Annotated in this window: 11 protein-coding genes; 7 read left to right on the forward strand and 4 right to left on the reverse strand. The window is 69.9% G+C overall.

All coding sequences use genetic code 11. From position 1 onward, the window contains the following. The first annotated feature begins 44 nt into the window (after positions 1-44). Positions 45-1,661 carry a sensor histidine kinase gene (locus C3Y92_RS04495; protein ID WP_129349881.1) on the forward strand — a complete coding sequence of 539 codons (1,617 nt, stop codon included), beginning with the start codon at positions 45-47 and terminating at the stop codon, positions 1,659-1,661. Positions 1,662-1,867: 206 nt separating this feature from the next. Here the strand turns inward: C3Y92_RS04495 and C3Y92_RS04500 are convergent, their stop codons facing one another. After that, entirely contained in the window at positions 1,868-2,590 is a 723-nt protein-coding gene (locus C3Y92_RS04500) for a tetratricopeptide repeat protein (protein ID WP_129349883.1), read from the reverse strand. A gap of 122 nt (positions 2,591-2,712) precedes the next feature. On the opposite strand from C3Y92_RS04500, the gene C3Y92_RS04505 reads away from it, so the two are divergent. Both C3Y92_RS04505 and C3Y92_RS04510 read left to right on the forward strand, forming a co-directional pair. After that, on the forward strand, positions 2,713-3,297 hold the full coding sequence (locus C3Y92_RS04505) for a LysM peptidoglycan-binding domain-containing protein (protein WP_129349885.1): 585 nt from the start codon (positions 2,713-2,715) through the stop codon (positions 3,295-3,297). Between the two features lie 54 nt (positions 3,298-3,351). Beyond that, the gene (locus tag C3Y92_RS04510; RefSeq protein WP_129349887.1) at positions 3,352-4,326 is read left to right on the forward strand and encodes an AAA family ATPase; all 975 of its coding nucleotides are present in this window, start codon (positions 3,352-3,354) and stop codon (positions 4,324-4,326) included. A gap of 72 nt (positions 4,327-4,398) precedes the next feature. Here the strand turns inward: C3Y92_RS04510 and C3Y92_RS04515 are convergent, their stop codons facing one another. Beyond that, positions 4,399-6,477, reverse strand: a complete 2,079-nt coding sequence (locus C3Y92_RS04515; protein WP_235669615.1) for an SEL1-like repeat protein — start codon at positions 6,475-6,477, stop codon at positions 4,399-4,401. Positions 6,478-6,552: 75 nt separating this feature from the next. Next, positions 6,553-7,050 (reverse strand): A24 family peptidase, encoded by a 498-nt coding sequence (locus C3Y92_RS04520; protein WP_129349891.1) that lies wholly within the window; start codon positions 7,048-7,050, stop codon positions 6,553-6,555. Between the two features lie 155 nt (positions 7,051-7,205). Here C3Y92_RS04520 and C3Y92_RS04525 point away from each other — a divergent pair, with 155 nt between their 5' ends. The 4 genes from C3Y92_RS04525 (at position 7,206) to garR (ending at position 14,470) form a co-directional block, all read left to right on the forward strand. Continuing rightward, positions 7,206-9,656 (forward strand): response regulator, encoded by a 2,451-nt coding sequence (locus C3Y92_RS04525; protein ID WP_129349893.1) that lies wholly within the window; start codon positions 7,206-7,208, stop codon positions 9,654-9,656. Between the two features lie 276 nt (positions 9,657-9,932). Then, complete coding sequence (locus C3Y92_RS04530) at positions 9,933-12,551, forward strand: PEP/pyruvate-binding domain-containing protein (protein WP_129349895.1); 2,619 nt, start codon at positions 9,933-9,935, stop codon at positions 12,549-12,551. Positions 12,552-12,693: 142 nt separating this feature from the next. Next, entirely contained in the window at positions 12,694-13,479 is a 786-nt protein-coding gene (hyi, locus tag C3Y92_RS04535; protein WP_129349897.1) for a hydroxypyruvate isomerase, read from the forward strand. A 103-nt stretch (positions 13,480-13,582) separates the two neighbouring features. After that, a complete protein-coding gene (garR, locus tag C3Y92_RS04540) occupies positions 13,583-14,470 on the forward strand; it encodes a 2-hydroxy-3-oxopropionate reductase (protein WP_129349899.1) in 888 nt (295 codons plus the stop codon). A gap of 86 nt (positions 14,471-14,556) precedes the next feature. On the opposite strand, the gene C3Y92_RS04545 is transcribed toward garR, so the two are convergent. Then, positions 14,557-15,891, reverse strand: coding sequence for a dihydrolipoyl dehydrogenase family protein (locus tag C3Y92_RS04545; protein ID WP_129349901.1), 1,335 nt, complete (start codon positions 15,889-15,891; stop codon positions 14,557-14,559). Positions 15,892-15,976 lie beyond the last annotated feature (85 nt).

A 15,976-nucleotide genomic window follows, 5' to 3' on the forward strand; every position in this document is an offset into this window, starting at 1 on the left:
TGCGAGCCGCTGGTTCGCGGCTGTCCGCCCGGGCGGACGCGCCCATGAGCGGCGCGAGGCTGCTCGTGGCCGGCGGGCCGGACCGGGACGCCGCCGCCCTGGCCGCCGCCCTCGGCCGGCCCGGCCGGGTCTGTCGCGCGGTCTTGCCCGCGTTCTTGCCCGACGTCCTTTCCGCCGCTGCGGCGGATGTGCTCATCATCCCGCTTTTTGGCCAGGACGGCCCCGAACCGTTGCCGGAACTGCTGACGCTGCTTCACGGCGTGGCGGCTGCGGCCGTGTTTGTGGCCGACGCCGGGTTCGCGGCTCCGTCCGAGGGCCTACGCCTGCTGCCGGGACTGGCCGCCGCCGGCATCGATACGGTCCTCACCCTGCTGGCCGAACGTGACGAGGCTTCTTGTCGCTCCCAGGAAAATCTGGCCTGGAAACGCACGTTTCTAAGCGGTTTTTCCGGTCTGGTCGTGGTCTGCGACAGCCGGCGGCGGGTGGTGCGCGGCAACGCCCCCCTGACGCACCGGGCCGGGGCCGATCCGGCCGGCATGACCTGCCATGCCGCCCTGCACGGCCGGGGCGAACCCTGCCCCTGGTGCCCGGCCGACGAGGTCCTGGCCGGCCGAGTGGCGGCCATGGAGATCCAAAGCCCCTTGGACGGCCGATATTTCGCCATGACCTGCGCGCCCCTGGTCCTGTCCTGCCAGGAGACGCTCATGCTGACGCTTTTAACCGACGTCACCGAACGCAACATGGCCGTCGCCCGCCTCAAATCCCTCAACCGCGACCTGGAACGGCGGGTGAGCGAACGCACCGACGTGCTGGCCCGTCAGACCGAGGAACTGGCCGAAGCGAACAACCGCCTCGTCGAACTCGATGCCCTCAAATCCGGTTTCCTGGCCACGGTCACCCACGATCTGCGCACACCCCTGACCTCGGTGTTGGGCTTCGCCAAGCTCGTACGCCGGGATTTTCTCAAGGAATTCATGCCGTTTTCCGATGTGAGCGAGAAGCTTCGCCGCAAAGGGACGCGGATTGCCGATAACCTGCGCATCATCGAAAACGAAGGCGAACGGCTCACCCGGCTGGTCAACGATTTTCTCGATCTTTCGCGCATCGAATCCGGCCGGCTGCCCTGGAACGACCGCGACGTGGACCCGGGCGAGGTGCTGCGGCTGGCCGCCGAGGCCGTGGGCGGCGAGTTCGAGCAAAACGAACGTCTGGCCCTGGTGGTGGACGTGGTCGGCCCCTTGCCGCCCCTGCGCCTGGACCCGGACCGGCTGGTGCAGGTGCTGGTCAACCTGCTCACCAACGCCGCGCGCCACACCCGGGAAGGGGTGGTGACGCTGGGCGCGCGCCAGCTGCCCTCGGGGCGGCTGGAACTGCGGGTGGACGACACCGGCCCGGGCATCGACGAAAAGGACCGGGAACGCATTTTCGACAAATTCTATCAAGCCCGCCGGGGCGACACCCGGCCGGAAAAGGTCCGGGGCTCGGGCCTGGGGCTGGCCATCTGCAAACACATCGTGGAACGCTACGACGGCTCCATCCGGGCCGAAGGGCGCACTCCCCACGGCACAAGCTTCGTGGTGGAGCTGCCGCCGGCCGCCGCGTCGCCCGCAGCCCCGACCTCGCCTGCAACCCGCCCCAACGCCGAGCCGTTGCCGTCATAGCAGGGGGGAAGAGTGCCTCCGGCGGCCGGGAGGGGGTAACCCCCTCCCGGACCCTCCCTACTTGGAGAGCGCTTTTTCGCCAAGCTCCGCTTGACGAAAAAGCGCTCTCCAAACAGGAAGGCCCCTGGGGAAAAGGAGCGGAGGTCGCAGACCAATTGGGGGGGCCGGGGGCCTCAGGCCGCCGGCCGCCGGAGGCCTCTTTTGCCTCAAATATCGTTCAAATCGATGGTCTTGGGCGCGGGTTTGGCGGGCTTGGCCGGGTCTTTGGCGCCGGCCGGCGCGCTGGGCTGGCTGGGGGCGGACAGGTTGGAGCCGCTGTAGGACGGGCTGGACGCGGCGGCGGGAGCGGAGGACGCGGCCGGGGCGGCGCGTTTGGCGCCGCACACGAGCCGCACGCCTTCCAGGCGCGACCGGGCCTGGGCGTTGCCGGCCTCGCGGCGCAGCGCTTCCTGGTAGGCGGCCTGGGCCTTGTCGCACTGGCCCGTCAGCAGCGAGGCGTCGCCCAGGGCCACGGCGGCCCGGGGGTCCTTGCCGCCGGCCTTGGCGGCGGCTTCGAGCATGTCGCGGGCGCGGGCGGCGTCGCCGCCGGCCAAAAGCGTCATGCCAAGCCCTTCCATGGCCGGTGCGGAGGTGGGGCTGGCGGCCAGGGCGGCGCGGAAGGCCACCTCGGCCTTGTCCTGGCCGTCCTTGGCGCAGGCCGTGCCGCCCCGGGCCAGGGTTTCGGCTCCGGCCGAGGGCCCGGCCTGGGACAGTTCGCGGCAGGCGGCGGCGTAATCCTTTTTCTCGAACGCGGCGTTGCCGGCGGCGGCGTTGCCGGCGGCGGGGTCGGCGGCCGGTTCGGACGAGGAAAACTTCATGGAGCCGCAGCCGGGCAGCACGGCGAGCAGGGCGGCCAGGGCCACGGGCGCGGCAAAGCGGCGTATCGACATGAGGGAACCTCCGAAAAAAGCGGTCTTGGATGTCCTGGCTATCCCAAAGCCCGGCCGGATTGTCAAATTGCCGGCCGCCTGATAGGCGGATAGCATCCCTCCCCTTAAACCGGAGGCCTGCCATGCCCTGGCGTATCCTCTTGGCGCTTTGCCTTCTGGTTCAGGCTCTGCCGGCCCTGGCCGGCGAAACCGTCCATCAGGCCCGGCCCGGCGATCATCCCGCCGCCCTGGCCAAACGCTATCATGTGACCCTGGCCGCCATTCTGGCCCGCAATCCCGGCCTTGATCCCTGCCGCATCATGGTCGGCGACGCCATCGTCATTCCCGACGCGGCGGAGCTTGCCGCGCCGTCCACGTCCGTTCCCGCGCCGTCCGCCAAGACGGCTCCCGGACCTGCCCCGGCCGCGCCGGCCACAGCGGAAAACCCGACCGGGGCCAAGGCCGGCCCGGCCCTGCTGCCTGACGAGGAGGCGGCCGGGCGCAAGTACGTGGTTGCGCCGGGCGACTGTCCGGCGGTCATTGCCGAGCGCTTCGGCATCCCGCTGGAGGTGTTGGAGAGGGCCAATCCCGGTCTGGACGCCAAACGGCTGCCGGTTGGCTGCGTGCTGGCCGTGCCGGACGCGGCGGCCTGCGCGCCGCCGCCCGTGGCCGTGGCCCGGCCGGGGGAACCGGTCTCTGCCGCGCCCCTGGTCATGGATTTGAAATAACCCCCCTTGCCGGGCGCGCCCGGGGCGGGCATACCGCTTGGCGGAGGGGTTGCCATGCTGACTGCCGAGGAAACGGCCGGGGCGGCGCGCGTCGCCCAGGCCTTGCGCGCCGAGATGGGAAAGGTGCTGGTTGGCCGCGAGGCGCTCATCGAGCGGCTTCTGGTCGGGCTATTGTGTCGGGGCCATGTGCTTCTCGAAGGCGTGCCGGGGCTGGCCAAGACCCTGGCCGTGACGACCCTGGCCCGGGTGGTCACGGCCGCGTACAGCCGGGTGCAGTTCACGCCCGATCTGTTGCCCGCCGACATCCGGGGCGCCGAGGTCTACCAACCGGCCACGGGCACTTTTACCGTGCGCAAGGGGCCGATATTCGCCAACATCGTGCTGGCCGACGAGATCAACCGCGCGCCGGCCAAGGTGCAGTCGGCGCTTTTGGACGCCATGGCCGAGGGCAAGGTGACCATCGGCGGCGAAACCTTCGATCTGCCGCGCCCGTTTCTGGTTTTGGCCACGCAAAATCCCATTGAGCAGGAAGGGACGTATCCCTTGCCCGAGGCCATGGCCGACCGGTTTTTGCTGCATCTGACCCTGGGCTATCCCGGGGCCGGGGAAGAGGCGGAGATCGTGCGCCGGGCCTGTCTGGAGGAGGAACCCGAGCCTGGTCCGGTCCTGGACGGAGCCGGGGTGCTGGCCTTGTCGCGGCTGTGCGGCCGGGTGCGGTTGGATGCCCGGCTGACGGAATATATCGTGGCCGTGGTCGCGGCCACGCGCGATCCGGCCGGGGCCGGGCTGCCCGAATTCGCCGACAAGGTGGCCTACGGCGCCTCTCCCCGGGCGTCCATTGCCCTGGCCCGCACGGCCCGGGCGCTGGCCCTGTTGTCCGGCCGGGATTTCGCCGGTCCGGCCGACGTCAAGGCCATGGCGGCCGACGTCATGCGCCACCGCATCCTGCTCACCTACGAGGGCTTGGCCGAGGGCCTCACGCCCGACGCGGTCATCGCCGCCGTCCTAAACGCCGTTCCCGTCCCCTAACCCCCGTCCAACAATTTGGGGGTCCGGGGGCCTCAGGCCCCCGGCCGCCAAGGCATCTTCCGCCTTTCTCTCCTAAAACAACGCCTTCGGATCAGCCGGCGTCAATTGCGGCGGCGGCGCGCCGGCCTGGGCCGTGGCCGTGGGGTAGCCTGGGCCGCGGGCGCTTGGCGGCAGGAATTTGATGGCCGCCAGCACGTCTTTTTCCGCTTCGGGATCGAAGGGGGCCGGCTTGAACGCGGCCAGCCTCGCGGCCACGCGTTCGAGTTGGTCCGGGGTGAGGCGTTTTTCGAGCACGGCCTTGGCCCGGGCCGCCCGCTGGAGCAGGGCGTCGCCGCCCGGGGCGCGGCTGGCCAGCGTCAGCCAGACAAGCGCGCTTTCGAAATCGCGCGGCACCACCCGGCCTTCGTAGTAAAACCCGGCCAGCATGGCCTGGGCCTGGGCGTAGCCCTGGCCGGCGGCCAGACGGTACCAGCGGAAGGCTTCCTGGGGATCGGACGGCGTGCCCCGGCCGGTCAGGGTCATGGTGGCCACGTTGCTGCGGGCGTGGGCGTCGCCGCCCTTGGCTGCTTCGAGCATCCAGCGCAGGGCTTCGGCGTCGTTTGCCGGCCCGCCTTTGCCCGTCAGGTACATGAGCCCCAGGTTGAACTGGGCCCTGGCGTCGCCTTGGGCGGCGGCCTGTTTGTACCATTTGCGCGCCTCGGCGAAATCCGGTTCCCCGGCCAGCCCCTTGGAGAGCAGCGATCCCAGGGCGAATCCGGCTTCCAGGTCGCCGGCATTGGCCGCTTCGCGGTAGTAGGTCACGGCCTTGGCCAGATTGGCGGCGCTGGGAAATTCCTCTTCGGACAGGGCGGCGAGCAGGCCCTTGGCTTCGGGCACGCCGGCCTCGGCCGCCTTGGCGCACCAGCGGAAGGCTTCGGCCGGATTGCCGGACACGCCCTGGCCGGACAGGTGGAGCAGGGCCATGGCGTACATGGCCTGGGGCTGGCCGGCCCAGGCGGCCTGGGATAAAAGCGCCGCCCCGGCGGACGGATCGCCCGGCAGCCGGCCGCGCACCATGCCAAGGCCAAGCAGGGTGGCTGAAGCGCCGTCGCCGGCCGCTGCCGCCTTGGCACAGAAACGGGCCGCCCGGGCCGCGTCGCGTCGCTCCTGCGGGCCGGCGGCAAAGACGCGGCAAGCCACGCCAGCCGCCCGGTCGTCGGCCTCGGCGGCGGCGTCGTAAAGGGCCACGGCCCGGGTTTTGTCGCGAAAGACGCCTTCTCCGGCAAAGTACATGTCGCCGAGCTGGAGCATGGCCGGCACGTGGCCGGCCTGGGCCGCGCGCTCGAAAAGCCGTGCCGCCTCCAGGGGATAGGCCGTCACGCCCTGGCCGGACAGATACATAAGCCCCAGATCGTAGGCGGCCGGGGCGTGGCCAAGCTCAGCCGCTTTGCGTCGCAGGGCCGCCGCCTTGGCCGGATCGGCCGGCACGCCCCGGCCGTCGGCGCACAGCTCGGCCAGCCGGGTGAGCGCCTCGGCCTCGCCGGCGGCCGCCGCTTTCTCGAACCAGGCCGCCGCCTCGGCCGGCGTGCCGCCGCGCCGGTCGCCGGCCTCGGACAGGGCCAGCAGAGTCTGGCCCAGGGCCGTGGCGGCCTGGGGATCGCCGGCTGCGGCTGCCCGGCCAAGGAGGGTCAGGGCCGCATCGACGTCCATGGGACCGCCGGCCCCGGAGGCCCGCATGACGCCAAGGCGGGCCATGGCCTTGACGTCGCCCCGGGCCACGGCTTTTTCGTAGAGGCCGGCGGCGGCCGCATCGTCGTGGCTGAGGCTTCGGGTCAGGTCGCCGGCCGCGACCATGGCGGCCACGTCGCCCTTGCCGGCGGCGTAGGTGAAAAGGGTGAGCGAGCGGGCCTCGTCGCGGGGCGTTTGCCGGCCGGCGGCCAAAAGCGTGCCCAGCCGGCGCGAGGCGGCCACCGAGCCGCGCCCGGCGGCGGCTTCCAGCAGCGGCAACGCCTCGGCGTAATGCCCCTGGTCGAACAGCCGGGAGCCACGCTCGGGCGTGAGGCAGCTGGCGGCCACGAGCCACATGGCCCCGGCCAAGGCCAGCGCATAGGCCGCCCCGGCCAGGACGGCGCGGCGGCTTATGTGGCTTGCGGAATGGGGCGGGCGGGACATGGCGGCTGGCCTCCGACGTGGGATGGGGTCTGGGACCATCCTTAGGCCAAACCCGGACGGCTCACAATCCCCGGCCTAGAATTGGGGGAAGGCGATGGAAAGATAGGGCTGGCCGTTTAAGGGCAGGGCCATGGCGGCCAGGGCTCCGGCGGCGATGGCCGGGCCGTAGCACAGCCGCTTGCCGGGCTGGATGCGGCCGTGGGACAGACGCATGGCCGCCAGCCATAAGGCAATCTGCACGCCGCCGGCCAGACTGGTGAAAAGCGCCAGACTGACCAGAGCCGAGGGGCCAAGGCCGGCCCCGACCACGGCCAGAAGCTTCACGTCGCCCGCGCCAAGCACCCGAAACGCGTAGGGGATGAGGAAGATGATCAATGCCCCGGCCAGGCCGAGCAGGCTGTCGCCAAGACCCGAAAGGCCGTGAAACCAGGCCTGAATGCCCAGGATGAGCACGGCGGCCGGGAAAGTGATCCGGTTGGGGATGCGGCGGGTGGCCACGTCCACGGCCGCGCCGGCCACGACGGCGGCGGCGACCACGGCAAAGAGGGCGAGGGTCGGCGTGGGCAGATCCATGAAGCCTCCGATTTTTCCGGGTGTAGCGGCAAACGGGCGCGATGTCCAACGCCGGCCGCCGGCCTTGACGTATCAGCGCAAACCGGCGAGAAACAGCGAATATAGAGAAACGAGCCGGGCTGTTGCGACCGCCCGTTTCTGTCGTCGGAGCATACATGGAGCAGTCGCGCGCAAAGGCCCCCGAGGCCCCTGTGGCAGATGTCGTCGCCGAACGGGACCGCTTGCGCCTGACCCTGGCCGAAGCCGGGGGCATTATCGAGCGCTTGCGGGCCGAAGCCCAGGCCGGCAGCCAGGCCAAGGCCGATTTCATGGCCCGCATGACCCATGAAATGCGCACCCCTCTTTCGGCCATCATCGGCCTGTCCAATTTGGCCAAGCCCTTGGCTGCCGACGCTAAACTGGCCGATTATCTGGTGAAGATCGCCCAGGCCGCCCGGGGACTTTTGGAGGTGGTGGACGACATCACCGATTTTTCGCGTTTGGAAAAAGGCCAGGCCGATCTTACTATCGCGCCCTTCAAGCCGGCCGAGGCCCTGGAACGGGTGGCCGGGCGCATCGCCGAGGCGGCCCGGGAAAAAGGCCTGACCCTGGCCGTGCGTCTGGACCCGGCCGTGCCGGCCGTCCTGGTCGGCGACAGCGCCCGCCTGGAAGCCGTGCTCGGGCATCTGGCCGGCAACGCCGTCAAATTCACCGAACGCGGCGGCCTGCGCCTGGAGGCCGATCTGGACGGCGGCGACGCGCAGAAGGCCCTCGTCGCCTTTGCCGTCACCGACACCGGCATCGGCATGGACAAGGCCGCCGTCCCGGAAATGTTCGACTCCTTCACCCAGGCCGACGGCTCCTTGTCGCGGCCCTACGGCGGCACCGGCCTGGGGCTGGCCCTGGCCAGCCGGGGCGTGGCCCTGCTTGGCGGGGTGCTCGAAGTGGAGAGCCTGGCCGGGCAGGGAACCCGGTTTCGGTTTGTCGTGCCCTTCGCCCGGGCGGCCGAGGCCGGCCGCGAGCGAACGGCCCCGGCTGCGCCAAAACCAGCCCCACGCCCCCGGGAGGCCGCCTCGCCGGCCATGCGTCCCCTGTCCGGGACGTTGGTGCTTTTGGTCGAGGACAACGCCATCAACCAACAGGTGGCCCGGGAAACCCTGGAGACCCTGGGCGCGGCCGTGGACGTGGCCCTAAACGGCCGGGAAGCCGTGGAAATGGTCCGGTCGTCGCTCTACGACGTCGTGCTTATGGACGTGCAGATGCCGGTCATGGACGGCCTGGCCGCCACCCGGGCCATCCGCCAGCTTCCCGGCACGGCCGAGCTGCCCATTGTGGCCTTGACCGCCCATGCCCTGGCCGAGGACCGCGAACGCTGCCTGGAAGCCGGCATGAACGACTATCTGACCAAGCCCCTGGAGGTGGACCGGCTTCTGGCCTCCCTGGGCCAGTGGATCGCCCCGGCCGCCGCCGCCGTGCGTGGTCGCGCCGCCGTTACCGCCAGCCTTGTGGTGGCCGCCCCTGCCGACGGCACGGCTGGAACTCCCGTGGCCGAGGGCATGGACCTCGCCGCCGCCCGCCGCAGGCTTGGCGGCAACGAACGTCTGCTGGCCAGCGTGGCCGCCGAGTTCGTCCGGGACTACGCCGCCGCCGCCGCCGCCCTGGAAGGGCTTGTCGCCGACGGGGAGTTGGAGGCGGCCCGGCGGCTGGCTCATACCGTCAAGGGCGTGGCCGGCACCCTGGCCGCCTTGCCCCTGGCCGAAGCCGCCCGGGAGCTGGAAACCGTGCTGGCCGTGGGCGGCCGGCCCGGCCCGGGCGTCCTGCGCGCTTTCACCCGAAGCCTGGAGGCGGCCGTGGCCAGCGCCGCCACCCTGGCCCCGCCCAGGGAAGCCGAGCCGGCTTGTTCCCTTGGCCCCTGCTGGCGGGTGCTGCTGGTGGACGACGCCAAGCTTAACCGGGCGATTTTTTCCCAGATCCTGCGCAGCGGCGGCCATGAGGTGGTCACGGCCGAAAACGGCAAGGACGCCTGCCGCCGGCTGTTTGGCCAAAAGCCCGACGGACGGCCCTTCGACCTCATCCTCATGGACATCGAGATGCCCGAGATGGACGGCCCCACCGCCGCCCGCACCATCCGCCGGCTGCTGGCCGCCAGCGTCGCTCCGCCGTGCGCCCCGGGCGTGCCCATCGTGGCCTTGACCTCCCACGACTGCAAGGACGAGGCGGCGCGCTGTCTGGAGGCCGGCATGGACGCCTGCCTGCACAAGGTGTTCGAGCAGGGCGAGCTTTTGGCCATTCTCCAAGGCCTCATGGACGGCCGGGAACCCGCCGGCCATGAGGTCCGGACGCCCCATCCGGCTGGAACAAACCCAGCCGGGCTGGCTCCGGCGCTGCGGCGTCTGGCCGGACATCTGGCCGAGGGCAACATCCGGGCCGACGAGGACATGGCCGTGGTGCGCGAGGCGTTTATTGGCCGGGTCGCGCCGCCGCAACTGGCCGAACTGGGCGAGGCCGTGGACCGCTACGATTTCACCGCCGCCGCCGTGATTCTCGACCGGCTGGCCGAGGCTTTGGGGCTGGAGATTCAGGGTGGCGGGAGACGGGTGATGCCTCCGGCGGCCGGGAGGGGGTAACCCCCTCCCGGCCCCTCCCTGCATGGGGAAAGGGTATTTCCGTGGGTTGTGGGGCGTTAGCGTTTGCGGCGCAGCTTGCCGCCGATGTAGACGCCGATGACCAGGGACAAGGCGATGACAATGGCGATGATGGCGTAATTGGCTTCCATGGCTGCCTCCCGGGGGTCCGCCTGTGGGCGGTAACCTCTCGTATAGCCGGGAAGGCCGCCGGGCGCAAAAGCCAAAGCGCCGCAACCCGCGCCGGGCATGATCCCCGGTCGCTGCCGGAGAACGCCCATGGGCACGGTCCTTGCCGGGCTGAAAAACCTGGCCGCCAGCTTCACCCGGCGCAAAGTCCCGGTTGACCGCGACCAGTCGGCGGCGGTGTTCCGGGAAAAATACAACCGGTTCCAGTCGCTGCTCGAATCCAACACCGAGCTGCTCAAAATCTGCTCGGAAATCGAGGAGATGCTGCGCGGGCGCACGGTGTTCGGCATGGCCTTTATCCGCTCGCGCACCAGCCGGGCCATCTTCCACGCCATCCGCATGATCAAGAGCTACGAGGGCCTCTCGGGCCGGCCCCAGCCGGTGTTGATCGCCCTGGTGGAGCGGCTTTCGGCCGAAATCAAGGGGCTCATCGAGACCCGGGTCAACCCGGCGCGCGGCCGCCTCGTCCTCGACCTGGGCGAGATCACCGCCGAGATGGTGGACCAGGCCGGGGGCAAATGCGCCAACCTGGGCGAAATCGCCGGCCGGGTCGGGCTGCCCGTGCCGCCGGGCTTTGCCGTCACCACCGCCGCCTTCCAGGCCTTTTTCGAGGAAGCCGGCCTCTACGAAACCATCGCCAGCATCCGCCTGGGCATCGCCCCGGACGATCCGGCCTCCATGGCCGCCGCCGCCGAGGACATCCAGGCCGCCATTCTGCGCGCCCCCCTGCCCCAGGCCGTGGCCCGGGAAATCGACGCCGCCGCCGCCCGGCTGGAAGAAACCCTCGGCCCGGGAATGCGGCTGGCCGTGCGTTCCAGCGCCATCGGCGAGGACGGCGAGCTCTCCTTCGCCGGCCAGTACCTCACCATGTTAAACGTCTCCCGGGACCGTTTGGCCGCCTCCTATAAATTCGTCCTGGCCAGCCTTTTTACGCCCCGGGCCATGTCCTACCGGCTGCTCAAGGGCATTCCCGACGACGACGTGGCCATGGCCGCCGCCTGTCTGGCCCTTATTCCTTCCAAGGCCGCCGGCGTGCTCTACACCCGGCTGCCCGAGGCTCCGGGCCGCGACGAACTGCTCATCAACGCCGTCTGGGGCCTTGGCCCCTACGCCGTGGACGGGGTCATCACCCCCGACGCCTACCGCCTGGACCGCCGCAGCCTGGAGCCGACGGCCACCGACATCGCCGACAAGCCCCGAATGCTGGTGGCATCGCCGACCGGCGGCCTCACCGACGTGCCCGTGGCCGAGGCGTTGCGCCGCCAGCCCTGTCTGACCCCGGAGCAGGCCCATACCCTGGCCGGCTGGGGCATGGCCCTGGAGCGCCATTTCGGCCTGCCCCAGGACATGGAGTGGGCGCTGGCCGAGGACGGGGCGCTTTGTGTGCTGCAATCGCGGCAACTCACCGCCCTCACCGAGGCCGGGGCCGAGGCCGCGCCGCCGGTTCCGGGCTATGAGGTGGCGCTTTCCGGCGGCCAGACGGCCTGCGTCGGCGCGGCCTGCGGGCCGGTGCGGCTGGTGGCCCGCGACGAGGATCTGGACGACTTCCCGGACGGCGGGGTGCTGGTGGCTCCCCACAGCTCGCCGGGGTTCATGGTGGCCATGAAACGGGCGGCGGCCATCGTGGCCGACCACGGCAGCGTCACCGGCCATATGGCCTCGCTGTCGCGGGAGTTCGGCGTGCCCACGCTCCTGGGGCTTGGCCAGGCCACCAAGATGCTTGCGGACGGCGAGATCGTCACCGTGGACGCCTCGGGCTGCCGCATCTACCGGGGGCGGGTGGAGAGCCTGCTCGATGCGGCCGCCGAGGCCCCGGCGTTTATGGCCGGCACGCAAGTCCACGCCATTTTGGCCGAGGCGGCCAGGCGCGTCGTGCCGCTCACACTGCTCAATCCCAAGGCCCCGGAGTTCCGTCCGGAGTCCTGCACGAGCCTGCATGACGTCACGCGGCTTCTGCACGAGTGGTCTTACGGCTGCATGTTCGCCGTCAGCGACCTCGTGGCCGGCCAGGGCGGGGGCACGTACGTCCTCGACGCCACCACCGGCCTGGATCTGCACATCATCGACCTGGGCGGCGGCATTCAGCCCGAGGCGGCGGACAAAACGCGGGTGCGTCCGCAGGACATCGCTTCCAAGCCCTTTGCCGCGCTGTTGACGGGACTGGTGCTCAGCGAGCAGGCCAAGGCGCTGCGGCCCGTCAACCTGGGCGGGTTTCTCTCGGTCATGTCCGAGCAGCTCATTGCCCAGCCCAAGGCCGGGGCCGACCGTTTCGGCGAGAAATCCTACGCGATTATTTCCGACAAATACCTCAATTTCAGTTCCCGGGTGGGCTACCACTACGGTGTGCTCGACTGTTACTGCGGGCATACGGTCAACAAGAACTACATCACGTTTTCGTTTTCCGGCGGCGCGGCCGACGACGTCAAGCGCGCCCGGCGGGCCACGGCCATCGGCCGCATCCTGACGGCGCTGGGGTTTGCCGTGGAATCCGTGTCCGACCGGGTGTCGGGGCGTTTCCAGAAGTTTTCCCGGGAGGTCATCGCCGAGCAGCTCGGGCATATGGGGCGGCTTTTGCAATTCACCCGCCAGACGGACATGCTCATGGTCAGCGACGCCAGCATGGACGCCATGGTGGCCTGCTTCCTGTCCGGCGCGCCGTGTTTCGATCCGGCGACCTTCGGCGACCAGCCCGCCCAGGAAGCGTCCTGACCTGTCGCCGTCCCGCCGCCGCCCCGCAACCCCATGTCGGGGGTCCGGGGGGCTGAGCCCCCCGGCGGAGAGGTCCAGGAGAGGCAGAGCCTCTCCTGGCCGCCGGAGGCAAAATCCCATCGCAACACCGCAAGGAGCCGCCATGCCGCGTTTTGCCGCCAATTTGTCGATGCTTTTCACCGAACTGCCGTTTCTGGACCGCTTTGCCGCCGCGGCCAAGGCCGGGTTCAGGCAGGTAGAGTACCTGTTTCCTTATGACTACGAGGCCAAGGATTTGCGCTGGCATTTGGACGTCAACAACCTGACCCAGGTGCTTTTTAATCTGCCCAGCGGCGACTGGGCCGCCGGGGATCGGGGCATTGCCGCCGACCCCGCGCGGGTGGAGGAGTTTCGCGACGGCGTGCATAGGGCCGTGGACTATGCCCGAAAGCTGGGCGTGACCCGGCTCAACTGCCTGGCCGGCAAGCTGGTGGCGGGCCAGACCGAGGCCGACGCCTTCGACATGCTGGCCGCCAATGTGGTCTATGCCGCCGACGTGCTGCGCCGCGACGACATGGAACTGGTGGTCGAGGCCATCAACCGCTACGACATCCCGGATTTCGTGGTCTGCCGCACGAGCCAGGTCATGGCCCTTTTGGACGCCATCGGCCGGGAGAACGTGTCCATGCAGTACGACGTCTACCACGCCCAGCGCCAGGAAGGGGAGATTGCCGCGACGCTTTCCGCCAACATCAAGCGCATCGGCCACGTGCAGATCGCCGACAACCCGGGGCGGCATCAGCCGGGTACGGGCGAGATCAATTTTCCTTTTATCTTTTCCGAGCTCGACCGCCTGGGCTACGACGGCTACGTGGGCCTGGAGTACGTGCCCGCGCCGGACACGCTGTCGTCCCTGGGCTGGATCAAGGACATGGGCTATTCGCTGTAACGCCCGCCGTTCGCGTCGGGTAATCATCCGGGAGGCGGCGTCGGCCGTGGGGCTGCAGGCCCATGGCCGTCCCGGCTTCCCAACGGCCGTACTGGAGAAACAAATGAAAAAGATCGGATTTATCGGCCTTGGCATCATGGGCAAGCCCATGTGCCGTAATTTGCTGCAGGCCGGCTACGAGGTCACGGTTTTCAGCCGTACCGCCGCCAACGTCGAAGCGGTGACAACCCATGGCGCAGTCTACGCTCCGTCGCCGGCCGCCGTGGCCGAGGCCAGCGAGCTGGTCATCACCATGGTGCCGGATTCGCCGCAGGTGCGCGAGGTGATCCTGGGCGAGGCCGGCGTCATCTGTGGGGCCAAGCCCGGCACGTACGTCGTGGACATGAGCTCGATTGCGCCGCTGACCAGCCGGGAAGTGGCGGCCGAGCTGGCCGCAAAGGGCGTGCGGTTTCTCGACGCGCCGGTCAGCGGCGGCGAACCCAAGGCCATTGACGGCACGTTGTCGGTGATGGTTGGCGGCGAGGCGGCGGATTTCGAGGCGGTCAAGCCCGTGCTGTCGGCCATGGCCGGGTCCGTGACGCGGGTGGGCGAGGTCGGGGCCGGCAACGTGGCCAAGCTGGCCAACCAGATCGTGGTGGCGCTTAATATCGCGGCCATGTCCGAGGCCCTGGTCCTGGCGGCCAAGGCCGGGGTGGAGCCGGATCTCGTCTATCAGGCCATTCGCGGCGGGCTGGCCGGCAGCACGGTGCTGGACGCCAAGGCGCCGCTGGTCATGGACCGCAAGTTCGATCCCGGCTTTCGCATCAAGCTGCACGCCAAGGATTTGAACAACGTCATGAACACGGCCCATGAGCTGCATGTGCCGCTGCCCTTTACCGCCGCAGTGATGGAAGTGATGCAGGCCATGATGGCCGACGGCTGCGGCGAGGACGACCACGGCAGCATCATCCGCCACTTCGAAAAACTCGCCGGCGTCACCGTCGCCCGCTGACGCGCCGCTCCATACAGGATGGGGGGGCCGGGGGCCTTAGGCCCCCCGGCGGGGTTCGGGGCAGCGCCCCGATCTTCTCTTCCTCCTCAGAACATATACCGCAAATAATAGCCGCAGGTCGGATAGGTCCAGATGCCTTGGCGCAGGGCCGAGGCCGGAAGGTTCTGGCGCATGGCCAGGGCCACGACGTTTATCAATTCCTCGGCGGCATGTCCCAGGATATGCGCGCCGAGGATGCGGTCGTCATCCGGCGACACCAGCGTTTTGGACCAGCCCACGGTCTCGCCCAGACGTTGCCAGGGGAAGCTGTCGGCCAGGTCGTATTCCTTTTTCACGTAGGCCAGGCCACGCGCCTGGCAGTCGGCTTCGGTCAGCCCGCACATGGCGAGCGGCGGCTGGGTGAAAAGGGCGCTTGGCGTGCCCGTGCGGTCGATGGCCGTGGGCGTGCCCAGGAGATTGGCGGCCACGACCCGGCTTTCCAGATCGGCCGTGGGGGTCAGGGCATAGGGCGCGTCCAGGCAGTCGCCGGCGGCATGGACGTCGGGGTTGGTGACGCTTTGCAGCTGGTCGTTGACCGTGATTCCGGCCCTGGTGGCGGCCACGCCGGCCGCTTCGAGGCCAAGGCCGGCCAGTTGGGGCGGCCGGCCGGCGGCGTTGACCGCCATGTCGGCGGCCAGGGAGAAGCCCGGGCCGCTCACGCAAAGTCCCTGGGACTCCTGGTCGATGCGCGCCACCGGGGAGTTTAAGCGTACGGCGATGCCCATGGCTTCGGTGGCGGCCACCAGCCGGGCCACGAGGTCGGCGTCGAAGCGGCGCAGGGCGGCGTCGCCATGGGTGAGGATGGTCGCCCGCGCCCCGCAGGCGGCGGCCAGATGGGCCAGTTCGAAGGCGACAAAGCCGCCACCGACGAAGACGATGCGGGCCGGAAGCTTGGCCAAGGCCAGGAAATCGTCGCTGGTGGCCAGATGCTCCACGCCCGGGAAGTCGAAGCGCTGGTGGGTGGCTCCCACGGCAATAAGGATTTTTTTGGCCTCGATGGTTTTTTCGCCGGCCCGCAAGGTGCGCGGGCCGGTGAAGGCGGCCCGGGCGTGCAGGACGTCGATGCCGCGTTTGGCGTAGTCGCCCGCCAGCCAGGGGGCCACGGGTTCGGTGAAGGTACGGGTGAAGGCGGCCATGGCCGGCCAGTCGGGCCGGGGTTCGCCGGCAAGGCCCTTGCCGGCCAGGTGGCGGGCCATGGCCACGGCCTCGGCCGGCCCCATGAGGACTTTTTTGGGGTTGCAGCCGGTGTGGGGGCACACGCCGCCAAGCAGACCTGATTCGATGACGCACACGGACCAGCCGGCCTCGCGGCAGGCCCTGGCCGCCGGGCCGCAGGCCGGGCCGCCGCCGATGACGGCCAGATCGTAGGCAAGGGTCGTCATGGGGACACCTCGTGGGCCGGCCGTCGCGGGCCGGCGGTTGGACTTGGGGAGGTTGACGCATACCATGGATTCGACGTTTGCCATA

Source organism: Solidesulfovibrio carbinolicus (assembly GCF_004135975.1).
In the GTDB taxonomy this organism is placed as follows: Bacteria; Desulfobacterota; Desulfovibrionia; order Desulfovibrionales; family Desulfovibrionaceae; genus Solidesulfovibrio; species Solidesulfovibrio carbinolicus.

Coding starts and splice junctions, on each gene's coding strand:
- C3Y92_RS04495 (WP_129349881.1), top strand. CDS start 45: ATGAGCGGCGCGAGGCTGCTCGTGGCCGGCGGGCCGGACCGGGACGCC.
- C3Y92_RS04500 (WP_129349883.1), bottom strand. CDS start 2,590: ATGTCGATACGCCGCTTTGCCGCGCCCGTGGCCCTGGCCGCCCTGCTC.
- C3Y92_RS04505 (WP_129349885.1), top strand. CDS start 2,713: ATGCCCTGGCGTATCCTCTTGGCGCTTTGCCTTCTGGTTCAGGCTCTG.
- C3Y92_RS04510 (WP_129349887.1), top strand. CDS start 3,352: ATGCTGACTGCCGAGGAAACGGCCGGGGCGGCGCGCGTCGCCCAGGCC.
- C3Y92_RS04515 (WP_235669615.1), bottom strand. CDS start 6,477: ATGTCCCGCCCGCCCCATTCCGCAAGCCACATAAGCCGCCGCGCCGTC.
- C3Y92_RS04520 (WP_129349891.1), bottom strand. CDS start 7,050: ATGGATCTGCCCACGCCGACCCTCGCCCTCTTTGCCGTGGTCGCCGCC.
- C3Y92_RS04525 (WP_129349893.1), top strand. CDS start 7,206: ATGGAGCAGTCGCGCGCAAAGGCCCCCGAGGCCCCTGTGGCAGATGTC.
- C3Y92_RS04530 (WP_129349895.1), top strand. CDS start 9,933: ATGGGCACGGTCCTTGCCGGGCTGAAAAACCTGGCCGCCAGCTTCACC.
- hyi (WP_129349897.1), top strand. CDS start 12,694: ATGCCGCGTTTTGCCGCCAATTTGTCGATGCTTTTCACCGAACTGCCG.
- garR (WP_129349899.1), top strand. CDS start 13,583: ATGAAAAAGATCGGATTTATCGGCCTTGGCATCATGGGCAAGCCCATG.
- C3Y92_RS04545 (WP_129349901.1), bottom strand. CDS start 15,891: ATGACGACCCTTGCCTACGATCTGGCCGTCATCGGCGGCGGCCCGGCC.